General features: G+C 34.6%; 18 protein-coding genes. All 18 read right to left on the reverse strand.

From position 1 onward, the window contains the following. The 18 genes from IGI79_RS07655 to IGI79_RS07740 all read right to left on the reverse strand — a co-directional run bounded on the left by IGI79_RS07655 (position 1) and on the right by IGI79_RS07740 (position 14618). Complete coding sequence (locus IGI79_RS07655) at positions 1–474, reverse strand: MaoC/PaaZ C-terminal domain-containing protein (RefSeq protein ID WP_019722649.1); 474 nt, start codon at positions 472–474, stop codon at positions 1–3. 336 nt (positions 475–810) lie between these two features. Then, positions 811–2145 (reverse strand): UDP-N-acetylmuramate--L-alanine ligase, encoded by a 1335-nt coding sequence (gene murC / locus IGI79_RS07660; RefSeq protein WP_010735306.1) that lies wholly within the window; start codon positions 2143–2145, stop codon positions 811–813. Positions 2146–2282: 137 nt separating this feature from the next. Beyond that, entirely contained in the window at positions 2283–3041 is a 759-nt protein-coding gene (locus IGI79_RS07665; RefSeq protein WP_065095954.1) for a YdcF family protein, read from the reverse strand. Between the two features lie 21 nt (positions 3042–3062). Then, positions 3063–3530, reverse strand: a complete 468-nt coding sequence (locus IGI79_RS07670; RefSeq protein WP_065095955.1) for a SprT family protein — start codon at positions 3528–3530, stop codon at positions 3063–3065. After that, positions 3527–5707, reverse strand: coding sequence for a Tex family protein (locus IGI79_RS07675; protein ID WP_065095956.1), 2181 nt, complete (start codon positions 5705–5707; stop codon positions 3527–3529). Before IGI79_RS07675 ends, IGI79_RS07670 begins: the two co-directional genes overlap by 4 nt. A gap of 298 nt (positions 5708–6005) precedes the next feature. Then, positions 6006–6743, reverse strand: a complete 738-nt coding sequence (locus IGI79_RS07680) for a metallophosphoesterase family protein (protein ID WP_438845812.1) — start codon at positions 6741–6743, stop codon at positions 6006–6008. A 191-nt stretch (positions 6744–6934) separates the two neighbouring features. Continuing rightward, positions 6935–7873, reverse strand: coding sequence for an oxygen-dependent tRNA uridine(34) hydroxylase TrhO (trhO, locus tag IGI79_RS07685; protein WP_065095958.1), 939 nt, complete (start codon positions 7871–7873; stop codon positions 6935–6937). A 194-nt stretch (positions 7874–8067) separates the two neighbouring features. After that, complete coding sequence (locus tag IGI79_RS07690; protein ID WP_065095959.1) at positions 8068–8439, reverse strand: VOC family protein; 372 nt, start codon at positions 8437–8439, stop codon at positions 8068–8070. Positions 8440–8549: 110 nt separating this feature from the next. Further along, complete coding sequence (locus tag IGI79_RS07695; protein WP_065095960.1) at positions 8550–8912, reverse strand: hypothetical protein; 363 nt, start codon at positions 8910–8912, stop codon at positions 8550–8552. Between the two features lie 556 nt (positions 8913–9468). Continuing rightward, positions 9469–9858, reverse strand: a complete 390-nt coding sequence (locus IGI79_RS07700) for a hypothetical protein (RefSeq protein WP_065095961.1) — start codon at positions 9856–9858, stop codon at positions 9469–9471. Positions 9859–9965: 107 nt separating this feature from the next. Continuing rightward, a complete protein-coding gene (locus IGI79_RS07705; protein ID WP_065095962.1) occupies positions 9966–10367 on the reverse strand; it encodes a hypothetical protein in 402 nt (133 codons plus the stop codon). 15 nt (positions 10368–10382) lie between these two features. Then, complete coding sequence (locus IGI79_RS07710; protein WP_065095963.1) at positions 10383–10739, reverse strand: hypothetical protein; 357 nt, start codon at positions 10737–10739, stop codon at positions 10383–10385. 265 nt (positions 10740–11004) lie between these two features. Continuing rightward, positions 11005–11412 carry a contact-dependent growth inhibition system immunity protein gene (locus IGI79_RS07715; protein ID WP_065095964.1) on the reverse strand — a complete coding sequence of 136 codons (408 nt, stop codon included), beginning with the start codon at positions 11410–11412 and terminating at the stop codon, positions 11005–11007. Between the two features lie 81 nt (positions 11413–11493). Then, the gene (locus IGI79_RS07720) at positions 11494–11700 is read right to left on the reverse strand and encodes a hypothetical protein (RefSeq protein ID WP_081277416.1); all 207 of its coding nucleotides are present in this window, start codon (positions 11698–11700) and stop codon (positions 11494–11496) included. A 397-nt stretch (positions 11701–12097) separates the two neighbouring features. After that, on the reverse strand, positions 12098–12481 hold the full coding sequence (locus IGI79_RS07725; RefSeq protein ID WP_065095965.1) for a hypothetical protein: 384 nt from the start codon (positions 12479–12481) through the stop codon (positions 12098–12100). 100 nt (positions 12482–12581) lie between these two features. Next, positions 12582–13082, reverse strand: a complete 501-nt coding sequence (locus IGI79_RS07730; protein WP_065095966.1) for a hypothetical protein — start codon at positions 13080–13082, stop codon at positions 12582–12584. Positions 13083–13408: 326 nt separating this feature from the next. Beyond that, complete coding sequence (locus IGI79_RS07735) at positions 13409–13867, reverse strand: hypothetical protein (RefSeq protein ID WP_065095967.1); 459 nt, start codon at positions 13865–13867, stop codon at positions 13409–13411. Positions 13868–14108: 241 nt separating this feature from the next. Then, on the reverse strand, positions 14109–14618 hold the full coding sequence (locus IGI79_RS07740; protein WP_065095968.1) for a hypothetical protein: 510 nt from the start codon (positions 14616–14618) through the stop codon (positions 14109–14111). Positions 14619–14640: the final 22 nt, after the last annotated feature.

Consider the following 14640-nt stretch of genomic DNA (forward strand, 5'->3'; position numbering starts at 1 on the left):
TTATTCACCTTCACTTTCAAGAGTTAATTCTTGTTCTAATTCTGGTGGTTGTACCATGACTACTGCATCTAATACACGATTGTCTTGTGTATTCGTGGCCTCCACTGAAATAGTCACAACATTTTTCATCTTATCCACTCGAATGACTTCAAACTGAAAAGTCAATGTTTCATAATGAAAAACCGGCTCGACAAAATTAGCTGAAAAATTCACCACATGAGAACCTGGACCAGGCAAGTGTTTTGACACTGCACTTGTTATGATTCCCATTAACATCACAGTTGGAACAATGGGTTGATGGTATTCCGTTTTCTGTGCAAAATCATGTTGGATATATAAAGGATTGGCATCGTTTGTTAACCCTAAATATAATAATAACTGATTATCTTCAATTGATTCTGTTAAAGATAACGAGTCACCTTCCTCGATTTCATTGATTGTTTTTCCTAATTTACGCGGTTTACTTATGTTCAAGTTTAAACCCTCCAGTTTATTTATTCATTCGTACCAATTGTACCAAATCATACAAAAAACGCAAGTTACAGAACATGCTTTGGTCTTTCACTTATGTAAGCAATCACTTCGATGATCGTACATTATTTATTGAAGACTATAGCATAGTTGAATAAAAACCGTTCGTATTTTGTCTGGATACTTTAGGATTTCTTAATTCGATCGAATACGTACGGTCACTATAAACAGGCGAAACATTACTGAAAAAGAACTACCTATCACCTACAAATAAACGTCAAAAGGGGCTGCCACCTGACAATCCCTTTTGACGCTAACTTCTTTTATTCACTTAGATGATTACAGAACGTTTTTCGTTGTACTGCTCAATAATTTTTCATAGGCTTGTTCAAATTTTTGAACATCACCAGCACCCATGAAAATAATCACTGCTTCGTGGTAGTCTAATAACGGCGAAACGTTATCTTCTTTGATTACTTGACCACCTTTTTTGATTTTTGCCCCTAGGTCTTCGATTTTAACGTCCCCTTGTTCTTCACGGGCAGAACCAAAAATATCACATAGATACACACGGTCAGCTAAATCTAAGGCTTCGGCAAATTCATCCATCAAAGCAATCGTACGAGTAAATGTATGTGGTTGGAAGACTGCAATGATTTCTTTGTCTGGATATTTCTGACGTGCGCCATCAATAGTTGCTTTGATTTCTGCTGGATGGTGAGCATAGTCATCAACGACTGTCATATCAGCCACGATTTTCTCGCTAAAACGACGTTTCACTCCAGGGAATGTCAACATTTCGTCAGCAACTTCTTTCACGTCTAACTTTTCGAAGTAGGCAACTGCGATAACACCAAGTGCATTCAAAATATTATGTTTTCCAAATGCTGGAACTGTAAAGTGTCCAACAAACTCTTCGCCATGGAACACATCAAAAGCTGAACCAGTTGTCGTACGTTCAATATTACGTGCTTGGATATCGTCATCTTCATTCATACCGTAATAATAGATCGGCACATCCGCTTCTAACTTTCTTAGATAGTCGTCATCTCCGTAAGCAAAGATCGCTTTTTTGACTTGTTTTGCCATCGTTTGGAAAGCTGAGAAAACATCATCGATACTTGTATAATAATCAGGATGATCAAAATCGATATTCGTCATGATCACATAATCAGGAGAGTAAGCTAAAAAGTGGCGACGATATTCACATGCTTCAAAAGCAAAGAATTCTGCCTCTGGATCACCATGACCAGTGCCGTCACCAATCAAGTAACTTGTCGGACGAATCCCTGTCAATACATGTGATAATAGACCTGTCGTACTTGTTTTCCCATGGGAACCAGTGACAGCGATACTCGTATAATTTTGGATAAAATCTGCAATAAAATCATGGTAACGGATCACTTCTAATCCAAGCTCTTTTGCACGTTGGATCTCTTCGTGTGAATCTGGAAAAGCATTGCCGGCGATCACGATCATTCCTGGTTTGACGTTTTCTGCATCAAACGGCAAGATAGAGATATTGGCTTTTTCTAAATCTCTTTGAGTAAAGAAATATTTTTCGATATCTGATCCTTGGACGTTTAATCCTTTTTCATGTAATACAAGTGCCAAAGAGCTCATGCCTGAGCCTTTAATACCAACAAAGTGGTACAAATTTTCTTGATTTTTCATTTGAATCCTCTTCTCTTAACTATCATCCATTATTTTATTCATACATTCAACACGAAACCCATTATCTTATAAACAATAAAAAATTTCAACCAAATTTATTCGGATGATTTTTAGTTCCTTAAATATTAGTGTCCTGATTACCTTTTTAGCGAAACTTTTTCATTCATCGCTAAGAGACGTAAATAAGCAGACCACACCTCATCTGGGATATCGACATGACCGATAAATCCCGTTCCATTAGGTCCGTAACCTTGGGCATCATCTTTCAAACGAACCATTTCTCCAAATACTAAGGCTTGGAAATAATCAGAAGGCCACAAGTCATTTAGTCTTTGATCAGAGAAGTTGAATCCCTTGGTACTTTCTTTCACTTGTGGAAGTATCGGTACATAATTATAAAAATGAACAGACTCATTGCCCCATTCCTTCTCAAAAGTCGCCTTTGTTCGTCGTTGCAAGGTGGGATCATTCATTAAAAGAACACGTTCAGGTAATGGTCCCTGTGCTTTTAATAAGTTGTAAGAAAATAAAGCATTCTCGCCACAATTGGTTGACTTCGTTTCTAACAATAGTGCCTGTTCAGGTAACCTATATTTTTCAAGCAAATAGCGGGCACAAATCTCACTTTCACTTAAACCTTGTTCAAATAAGAATCCTTGTTTTTCAAAATTTTTATAGAGATACTTCGTCGCATGTCCGATCCCACCAACTAAAACGATTTGCGCGACCTGTTGATTTAAGTAAGCTTTTGCTGCTTCATCTACTAGAACGGGCAGACAATTCCCTGCTAAAATCAATATTGGTGCTTTTAGTTCCGAACACTCCTGTGGGTCAGGGTCTGCTAAAAAATCCAATAAGCAATTCCAGTCTGCAATTCTTGATAGTTCACCTGTCATTCTATTTCTCTCCTCATACAATTATTCAACATCCAAGTACGTGGTTTTTTGCCATACTAATCGTCCTCTACAACGCCCACACAAATAGCGATCTGTATTGATTTTCCTTTTACGATAAATCCATTCAGCACACTTTTGGCATTGATATCCTTCGATTTTTTGCCTTCTATTTGAAGGAATAGCAGGTGCATAACGTAAGCCACCTGTCTTTACCAATAACTGTTTGAAATCTGAGTCACGATGACGATAGCCTTTTCCAGTCAAGTGAAGATGATAATGACACAGCTCATGTTTGATGATCCCGATGATCGTTGCTTGATCGGCTACTGCAAACATCGTCGGATTAAAATCCAAATGGTGATCATTTAAATGATACCTACCACCTGTTGTTTTCAAACGTTTGTTGAACATTGCTTGGTGCATGAACGGACGCTGAAAGCTTGTCAAAGAAATCTCTTCAACTAACTGTTGCAATTCTTCTTGTGTCACGCTTGATCCTCGTAAGGCGAAAGCATCGTCAGACTGATACGCCCTTTGTTCGTATCCACTTGTTCGATCCAAACAGTGACGACATCACCGACGGAAACAACGTCAGTTGGATGTTTGACGAATTTATTGCTTAATTTAGAGATATGGACTAAGCCATCTTGTTTCACACCGATATCGACGAATGCGCCAAAATCGATGACATTGCGGACTGTTCCTTTTAATTCCATGCCGGGTTTTAAGTCTTCCATGCTCAATACATCTGAACGCAAAAGTGGCGCAGGCATTTCGTCTCGCATATCTCGACCAGGTTGTGTCAATCCTTCTAGAATATCTTTCAACGTTTCTTCACCTACTGGCACTTGTTGTGCCAAGCGTTGTGGAGAAATCTGACTTAATTTTTCGATTGCTTCTTTCGTTCCTAAATCCTTTTCAGATAATTGGTTTGCCTGTAAGATCTCTTTTGCTACGGCATAACTCTCTGGATGGATCGCGGTGTTGTCCAGTACATGTTTGCCACCAGGCACACGTAGGAACCCGATCGCTTGTTCATAGGCTTTTGGCCCTAAACGTGGGACCTTCTTCAATTGCGTTCGAGAAGCAAATGCACCATTTTCTTCACGATACGTCACGATGTTTTGAGCAGTCGTCTTATTTAGACCAGAAATATGTTGCAACAACTGAGGACTCGCTGTATTGACATCGACCCCTACTTGGTTCACTGCCGTTTCAACAACAAAATCCAACTGTTCTGCTAATCTTTTTTGTGAAACATCATGTTGATATTGTCCCACGCCAACAGCCTTCGGATCGATTTTGACTAGTTCAGCCAACGGGTCTTGTAGTCTTCGAGCAATCGAAACTGCACTCCGTTCTTCGACTTGTAACTCCGGAAATTCTTTACGGGCAATATCACTTGCGGAATAGACAGAAGCTCCGGCTTCATTGACGATGGCATAAAACGCTTGATGTTTGGCTAACTTCAACTGTTCTGCCACAAATAACTCCGATTCACGGCTCGCCGTTCCATTACCGATTGCAACCATATCCACGTGGTACTGATCAATCAATTTCACAAATGCAGGGCCTGCTTCGGCTCTTTTTGCTTGATTTGCCGGTTTGTGCGGGTAGATCACTTCGATCGCTAAAACCTTACCTGTCGCATCCACCACTGCTAATTTACAGCCGGTACGATAAGCTGGGTCAAAGCCTAAGACAACTTTCCCTTTTAAAGGTGGTTGCAATAACAAGTTACGCAGATTCTCGCCAAATATAGCGATGGCTTGCTCATCCGCTTTTTCGGTCAATTCATTACGGACTTCCCGTTCGATTGCAGGTTGGATGAATCGCTTGTAACTATCGTGGATCGCTAAACGAACATAACTAGCAGAAGGCGAAGCTGTATCAGAAATCAATTGTTTCTCCAAATAAGTTAAAATCGCAGCTTCATCAACCGTTAGATTGACTTTCAACACTTCTTCTTTTTCTCCACGATTGGTCGCTAAGATTCGATGAGAAACGATTTTATGAATTGGTTCAGAAAACTCGTAATACATTTCATATACGCCTTTTTCATCATTCTCTTTGTTCTTAACCGTACTTTCATACAGACCCTTGTTGTACGTATAGGAACGGACCCAGGTTCTGAATTTTGCGTTGTCACTTACTTGCTCCGCAATGATCTCATGGGCACCTTGTAAGGCTTCTTCAGGCGTTGGAACTTCTTCTGTGACGTATTTAGCTGCTTCGGTCAAAACATTTTCAGACGTAAAGGTCAATAACCAAGTGGCTAAAGGTTCTAACCCTTTTTCTTTTGCGATCGTCGCTTTCGTTCTCCGTTTTTGTTTATACGGACGATACAAGTCTTCTACTTGTTGCATCTTCACCGATTGCGTAATACTTTGTTGTAATTCTGGCGTCAATTTTCCTTGTTCATCAATCAAACGTAAGACTTCAGTTTTACGTTTTTCCAAATTTTCTAAATAAGCATAGCGCTCTTCGATTTCACGAATTTGCACTTCGTCCAAGCTTCCGGTCATTTCTTTACGGTAACGAGCAATAAAAGGTACCGTGTTACCTTCTGCTAATAAATTCAATACAGTCGTTAACTGCTTTGCTTGATAATCTGCCAATTCTTTTTTTACAAGATCTAGGATCGTGGGATTCACTTTGTCTGTCATTAAATAGCCTCTTTTCTAAGTCGAAATCGATACTTGCTATGTATTACTACTTTAAAAAAGCAAGAATCAAAAAAATCATACTGATTTATTTTAGCATAGATTCTGGTATTTCTAAATGTAACTATACGGTGTCCGAGCCAAAATAAAATTCATGTTTGTTTCTAAACTCAAACCGAATCAACGGTGTTCCACAAAACTGACTTTCAGCACTAAGCTAAAAAGCCCAAAAATTTGAACAACAAATTTCGGGTTTCTCAGCTTATTTATCGGAACTAGATACGTTTATCAAAAGCTTTGGTCAATCACGTGGTTGCCATGGTCCTTGATTATTTTGATACTCGATATCTTGAATGATTCCAGTTGGATCAAAAACGACACCATGCATCGATCCGCCAAAGACAGCCCCACCGTCGATCCCGATTTTCTGATCTTGTATCCATAAATCAGTTGTCTGCATATCTCCATGGAGTAGTGGCGTGATCGTATGTCCGAAGACGATCGTCTTACCCGTCCGATTCTTTTTCTCATGAAAAGGTTCTCTGATCCACAAAAAATCACTTGGATCAGTAGTACGCCAATCTTTTTTTGTTAAATCTACTCCCGCATGGACAAAAAGATAGTCTTCCCATTCATAATATAAAGGCAAATTACATAAAAAATCGACTAATTCACGATATCTTGAACGAATCATCATGGCAATCTCAGTTGGTGAATATTCTTCTGCTGCACCTGGATGCAAAAGACTTTCCATTGTTTCTCTTCCACCGTTTCGTAAATAAGATGGATACCAGTCTTCTGGTTCTTGGAGAAACTGTAAGAAGTACTCTTCATGATTGCCTCGCAAGTAGACCGCACCAGTTTCTTTCACTAACTTCATTCCTAGTAATAAGCAATCTTTTGTTTTTGGTCCACGATCATTCAAATCACCAATCAAGACTAATTGATGAATATATGGATCATAATGTGTTAATAGCTTTTGAAAAAGATCATAACTTCCATGGACATCACCGATTGCATAGACAAATGGTTTATTCATGACACCACCACCTTTTCATTTGATTATATCGCAATTTTATCCTCATAGGTAGCAACAATTTCCGAATAGTTAAAGGAAAAATCTCCTGATTTCAGATGAAAATGAGAGCCACGAAAATTTGAAGAACAACTTTCATGACTCTCATTTTATTTTATAAACACTAACTACGTCTGCTTTGATTTTTAGAAAAATTATACAAAAGCTGCTAAATGTGCATCGATTTCTTCTGTTGTTAGATTTCTTTCTTTGACATAGCGATTATGCGGATGTTTAGCACAGGCTACTGAACATGAGCCTAAATGTTTTTCTTCATTTTCCACTGAGGCTAACATTTGACGATTACACTCTGGATTTCCACAGTTGATGTAGCGTTCGCAAGGAGTACCATCAAACCAGTCTTTCCCAACGATCTGCTTATCTACGCGATTGATATCGACAGCGATACGCTCGTCAAAAACGTACATTTTGCCATCCCATAGTTCTCCTTGGACTTCTGGATCTTTACCATAGGTCGCAATACCACCATGCAATTGACCGACATCTTTGAATCCTTCTCTCACTAACCAACCAGAAAATTTCTCACAGCGAATCCCGCCCGTACAATAAGTCACGACTCGCTTTTCCATAAACTCTTCTTTATGGTCACGAATCCATTGTGGTAGTTCTCTAAAGCTACGGATATCAGGGCGAACCGCTCCTCTAAAATGCCCAAGATCATATTCATAGTCATTTCGTGCATCGATCACAACCGTATCTTCATCAAGAATCGCTTCTTTAAACTCTTTAGGCGATAAATAAGCGCCCGTCATTTCTTTTGGATCAATGTCATCTTCTAGTTTTAGTGAAACTAGTTCAGGACGCGCACGAACAAACATTTTTTTGAACGCATGACCCTCGCTAGGATCAATTTTGAAAAATGTGTCAGCAAAACGTTCATCTGCCAACATCGCTTCCATGTATGCCTCAGTTTCTGCGATCGTTCCAGAAACTGTCCCATTAATCCCCTCTTCTGCGACAAGGATACGTCCTTTTAAATTTAGTGATTGACAAAAAGCCAGATGCTCTTTCGCAAAAAGTTCAGGTTCTGTGATTGTTGTATATTTATAATATAGTAGTACTTGGTAATCCATTTAGTTACTTCCTTCCATCAATTCATTCCATAACAGTATAAAGAAGTATAAATGAAATGACGATATTTCTGCTTGTGTATTTTTGCGCAAGTATAGTTTACATAATATAAATATCGTAATTTTATGTATTCATAGACACAAAAAAACCGACTAAAATTTCAGTCGGAGTTCTTGCTTCATTCTTACTAAGTAAATTATTTTCCTGTCACAGCAAAGTAATTCCCATCAGGATCTGCAAAATTGAATACATATTCTTCACCTAGATGGACCAAATCACCTAATGTCACTTCTAATTGTTGCATCTTTTTATATAGATCAAAAATATCCTCACTATAAAACATCAAAGAAGGTGCCCCACTAGCTGTACCTGGTGAATGCTGTTCGATAAATTCACGATCATATAATACAAACGCAGTATCCGCCTCTTTAGATTGGGCAATCTCAATGATCAACGTACCATCCATTTCTTGACGATCCAACTCCACAAAACCGATCTGCTGCCAGAAATCTGCATTTTTTTCAACGTCATCTACATATAACATGATTTTCATTTCATTTGTAAACATCTATTCATTCCTCCACTTTTTTCGTCCTAGCTAGTTTAGCATATCTGGTACTGAAAATCTATGTAGGAGATGAATGGATAAGCTCTTATTTTGCAATCATTTCATCTTATTTAATAAATATCAATCCTTGAAATGTCAGCTTCTACGTACTCATTTTGTTTAATATCCTTAGGTATATTCCCATCTGACAAATCTATTTTAAATTCTCCTATTTGAAGAATTTCGTTTTTCAAATCTATAAGCTTTCCCTGAACATGATAGTAATCAGTTTTTTTATCTACTATATATTCTTCATTTAAACTTTTAACAATGTGTTTGATGTTAAATCCATAAATTATATCTGTGAACATATCACCTTCTGATACATCACAATCACTACAAAAACATTCAATGGAATATAAGCCATCTGAAAGTAAAATATCAGCTTCTCCTGAGTCTTCATCTATCCAGTTTACTTTTTTTATTTTAATCATTTTATAACATCTCCTATTTCCACCTAAATCAGGTGCTTTTTAGCGAGTCCTTTTACAGACTACAAATGCAAGGTTGTCCTGTCCCAGTTTTCACACCGATGTTCGGCTAATATTTGTATGAAACGTATGATAGCTTTACTGATTTTACATTAGTTGAACCATGTGTAACCTGCAGCTTCGTCATGAAGTTATTTTCCTCAAATTCTACAAAAAACATTCACAAATTAGTTTTGCCTAATAATGTGAATGTTTTTTAATTAAATATATTTCCTCTTTAGTTTCAACTTCATTACTTTTAAATTGAGTATTTTCAAGGATTTAAATGTGTTTAATCTTAACAATTCGATTTCAATTAAAACATAGTTTACTTTTTTCATTTTTAAAAAACATATAATATATCTTGTTTTGAAATTAAAGATTTGGGAATGACTTCTTCTAAGTTCTCAAGCCTAGCGGTCATATATTTTTTATCTTCTCCTTGAAGATTTGTTATCGCCTATTTCTTAAATAAATCTAATTCTTCCATGACAACGCCTAATTTAGTATTTAAAAATCTCTATTCAAAGTCTGAATGAACAATATTATTCACTTGGACAAGATCTTTTCTAGTGTACTTGTAACTTAACATTTTTTGTTTACTAAGACATTCACTTGCAGAAATTTTATTAACATAGTACAGATCCCCTTTTCCGTTTATAACTTCTGATAAAACTTTTCGTCCAACTGTAACATCTTTAATATATTTAAATTTTTCACCACTATCATCTAGTTCACCAAAAAGATAAATTTTACAATTATAGCTTTCATTGATTTTCATAAAATCAAAATTTTTAAAACTAGTAACAGCAGAATCATCAAAGCATACATCAATAGTAGCTGTATCTAAATTTTCCAACTCTAAATTCCGTGTAGCTACTGATGCTCCTATGGAAAGTAGTTTATACATGCGCATGCTCCTAGTTTAAATAGTTACGTGGATTGCTCTTGTTGGTAAATCGGTTGATTCGTTACTTCTCGATTCTCTAACTTTCGTCAGAAACCAAAACATTTATTTCAAATTGATTTTTCTTGCCAAAAGAATCGATTTTCTTCCATGTTTAATTTTTCCACCTGAATCTCTTTACAAACGATATTCATTGTCATCATCGATAGATCAAGAGAACATTCTACAAAGTTCTCATTCCCTTCATATTTTTTCAAGGAAATATCTTGTCCTTCATATCCAAGTTGCCCCCCTCGCATTTCTTTTACATTATCGATTGTTCGCCAATTTGAATCGGTCTCATAACTGACTTTATAACAAGATAAAAAACAGATTTTCCAACAAGTTTCTTCATTATTTTCTATAAAAATGTATACTTCGTCATTAAAATACTGAGTTTGAATATCTAATATTGACATATCCCAGTACTGCGTATCATCAATCTTCTTTTGTAATAATTCAATATTCAACATTTACCTCCAAAATTATTACTCATAGTTGATATAGATTGTACTCAAATAATTATTTTCTAAAAATAAAACAATTGCTTGTACTACTTCTTCCAATATATTTTTTATTGAATTTTGATTGATCTTGCTGATATCGAAACACCTTAATTGATCAATAGTAAGCGACTTATCATTGATCAACCACGGTGAATCATCATACCATCCCTCATGATGAAAATATTCTTTCACCATCCCCTTTTTTTCGACATTACAATCTAATAAATGATCTAAAATAGTTTCAAAATAGCCGTTCCAAATGATAAGTTTATTATTAGCAGATACAAAAGAAAGCTCCGATTCTCCTTCAAAACCTTCATAAAACCTATTGTCAATCATAGAATCCATTCCTTCCATTGACCTTTATTTAATTGTTCTGTAGTGATATTCACTGCTTTCTTCAGTTATTGCATCGTACTGTTCTTCACCTGTTTTAAGCCTCTAGTCAGCAATATTTGATGCGATGCGTAATAGGGAATATTTAGTTTCATTGATCCATATATCGCCGGATTGCACGGTAAAGACATTTATTTCGTACGAAGAATGTTTTCTGTTGATTAACGATTGATTTTGGCTCAAATTATCTTTTCACTCTTTCTAAAGTTTACAAGTTAGAAATTATTTTTTTTAATTGTTCATATTTCTCCATAAATTCGTCTCTTTCAAAAGCAAAATCCCACAGATGATTATCTATATTTTGATCTATGTGTGAAGGTAATTCTTTTAGTTCTTTTGTATATTTTTTCAATTTCTCGATCGACACATTTGCTAACTGTTCTAAAAAATGTCCGTCCCATAATTCACCAGCCAATGGATCGTTTATAATAAATTCTAACGCTTTTTTTATTGCTAACTCCTCAACCTCATGCTGAGAAAACATTGTGTAAACATCCTTTTCATCTACCTCATCTTCTGTTTTATTCAATAATTTATTTAACCAAATATCATACTTCTTGCTCACAATAGGAAAATCATCATTTATATGATAAATATCTTTTATTTTTTCTGCCATTGATCTATCCATCCATATTTATAAATAAGTCATCTATGTTTCTGAGGTCCTCGTCTTAATGGCTCTGAGTAAACCTATAAATTATATTTCTAAACTCTTTTTAACTCTTTTCAATAATCCGATTAACTCACTATCATCTGATTTTTTTGTTTCTTTTCTTACGTTTTTATCTAAATAGTTGTAAAAAGTGTCAAAATCTAAATACACTATCTGATTTACTTCTACAGCTGGAGAAGCCAACTCAATCAATACATGTTTATCATCTAGCGGCTTAGGTAATTGTGCCATATCGTAGTCATCTAAATCATTTTCAAAAGATAAAAAAATAACCTCTTCTCCCCATCCTTCCTTATTAGATAATAAATTTAATAACTTGTTTAGATTTCTATTAGCTGCACAAAAAAAGTTTCCATCAACTCATCTATTTCTTGCTCATTGATTAAAATTTTAAATTTTTCTGTCATCATCTTTACTCCAATTAATAATGATCCATCTAATTAATGCAGAAATTCTTAGGTTGAAATCTACAACTTCTTTACTTTTAAACATCAGTTTTTTATAGTATAGCCCTTGAAGCCATGTTCAATGTAATAGGGGTAGTACACGATACTTTTTTATTCGCTTTTATTTATTTATGTATCTTCAGCTCATTGATCGTTACAGAAAAAACATCCACTAATTTGCGTTACCTATACGTCCTATATTTTTTTATCCAGTCAAGTGTTTCTTCTTTATTCGTGATTAGCCTGATAAAACTTTCTTCAATAAATTTTACTCGGGTATCTTTTGTACTAACCCCATGAGCCTCACTTATCATATCTATTATCGTTACTTCCCCTTCAGAACTAGCTAATAAATATTGATTACCTTCTAAAAATATTCTGTCGTATTCATCTTCTTCATACATCACATCTTTAAAATTACTATCGTAACTATTATTAGAAACTACGAAATCTATTGTATCTTGCAGGTTATCTTTATCTATTTCTGAAATTAAGAAGTCTGCAATTTTAAATATTTGTTGTTTGTCGTACAATTGTAAGATATTTGCTAGTTGTTTTTCTTTCACTATAATCTTCCTTTTAGATTTTGAATAGAGTCAAATTCTATATTTTATACTTATCATACTACTGAAAAGATAAGACAAAATGGGTAACGATTTGATATATTCATTTTATTTTCCCTGACTCTAAAGAAAAAATTGTTATATCACCATCTTCACACTCAATAACGATCGAGTCATTCCTCTTTAAGTAATAATCTTTAACAATATTTCTGAATCCAATATGCCATAATAATGATCCGCTGCTTTTGTAAACGAGTATATCCAGCTCACAAATAAACACAATGTATTTAGCGTTCGGATCTATCATTATTTCATACAATAGAGAAGGTAAGTTTTCTTCAAAAGACACCGACAGATTTGCAGAATCTATACATACAGAAAGACTATTTATTCCTAAAAATACTTTATTTGAATTAGTTGATATGTACATCTGAGGTTCTAATCCCAAATCATCGTATATAAATCCTACTTCAATTAAACTATGACTAATTTTTATAAATGGGTTGCTTTCTGCTATATCTTCACCGAGTAAGAAAGATTTTTTTCCTAAGCTCTCTTTTAATTCTATTGTTGATTCATAAGTTTTTTTTTCGAATAAATTCACGTATCTCCCACCTTAAATATTTACTACTAATACGCCAACGCCATCCTAAACCGACTCAATTTAAACACCTCCGTTTCGACCTTGTAAAAAGCTTTCTCTTACAGTAGTTATATAATTAAATGGTGTTGTATCAGCTAATTTATTTCATAACTTTTTCTTCCCCATTTTAAAATATCAGAAGAGCCGATTGATACATTTTCAAATCATCATTAGATAATTCCTACTTATTGGCACACCATAAATATAAATCTTAATTAGCTCAATCTTCTATGATGCTATATTGTATTTCTAATAGGAATTTTTTGTTTGTTGCTGTTCTTCGACTTTTACTTAAAATATGGTTTAATCCATAAAGATTTTAGGCATTGATCATTATCTACCACAGCGATGACATTCTCAAGAAACTCTACACATTTATCACTGTTATTAAGCATAAAATCTCCAAAGCATAACCAATTTCGTTTTGAATCATAGTAAGTAAGCCACGGTTCTTTCTTATCTAGCCTCCATGAACCTGGTTCCAAAGCCTCTTCTAGTTTGATTTTGCCTTTCTGTACCCTTAACGGTAAAATCAAATCTTTTTTATTCCAACTTTCTTTCGGTGTGTATCCCCAAACTTGATTAGCAGAATTTTTAACAGAGTCAAATCCTATATTTATATAATTTATAAGTAATAAAATATCTGAGTTTAATTTGGGATTAAAATCTAAGTTTCCATCCTTATCATCATACGTTACTTGTCCGTTAATTATTTCATTCTCAAAATTTATATTTAGTTTTATCATTTTACCACCTCATTAAACTAGTTTTTCTATCTAAAATGTTTATTTCATTTTATGATTTCTCCTCATAGACTATGGAGTAGGAGTTGAATATGTACCTACAGCCTAAAAATCATCGCTAAGATTCATTCACGTGTTGTATTTTCGATGTACAACTTAAAGTATCAAGAACAAAAAATCATCCACAAACTAGTGATGTGATGATTTTTGTTCTTGAAATACCTTACTTACTATTTTCTAAAGTTTATAATTTTAATTTCTCTACTAATTTTTTAAAATCACGAATGTTTTTATTTTGCAAAGAATTTAGTTTAATTATTTCTGATAAATAATACTCTGATTTCTCTAATACTTCTGTTCTGAAGTCAGAAAATAGCATTTTTTTATCTTTCCAGAATTGATAATCCGGATTTGAAAGTTTCTCTGTGCGAATCCACCCTCCTTGACCCACTTTAGTACCTGAAACCTTACTAATAGATAGGATTTCTTTATCTCTATAAATTTCTATCCACGTATTAAAAGATTCAATATCATTAATCAAAACATAGTTTTCTGTTTTTAAAATCTCTAAGGCCCTTAAAAAACTTATAAACCAATCATATAGAGATACAGTAAAATCTTCTAGTTCTTCTTCCAAAATAATCCCGTAGTATTCATTATCAATTCTGACACTAAAATAGCCATACTCTCCGATAAGATTTTCTGTGTCAACATCTTTAACTATTATAAATTTTATTTCAAAAATTTTTTTCACCCTATTTCTTAAGATTTTTAAA

Source organism: Enterococcus sp. AZ084 (assembly GCF_051714905.1).
Taxonomy (GTDB): domain Bacteria; phylum Bacillota; class Bacilli; order Lactobacillales; family Enterococcaceae; genus Enterococcus_B; species Enterococcus_B pernyi.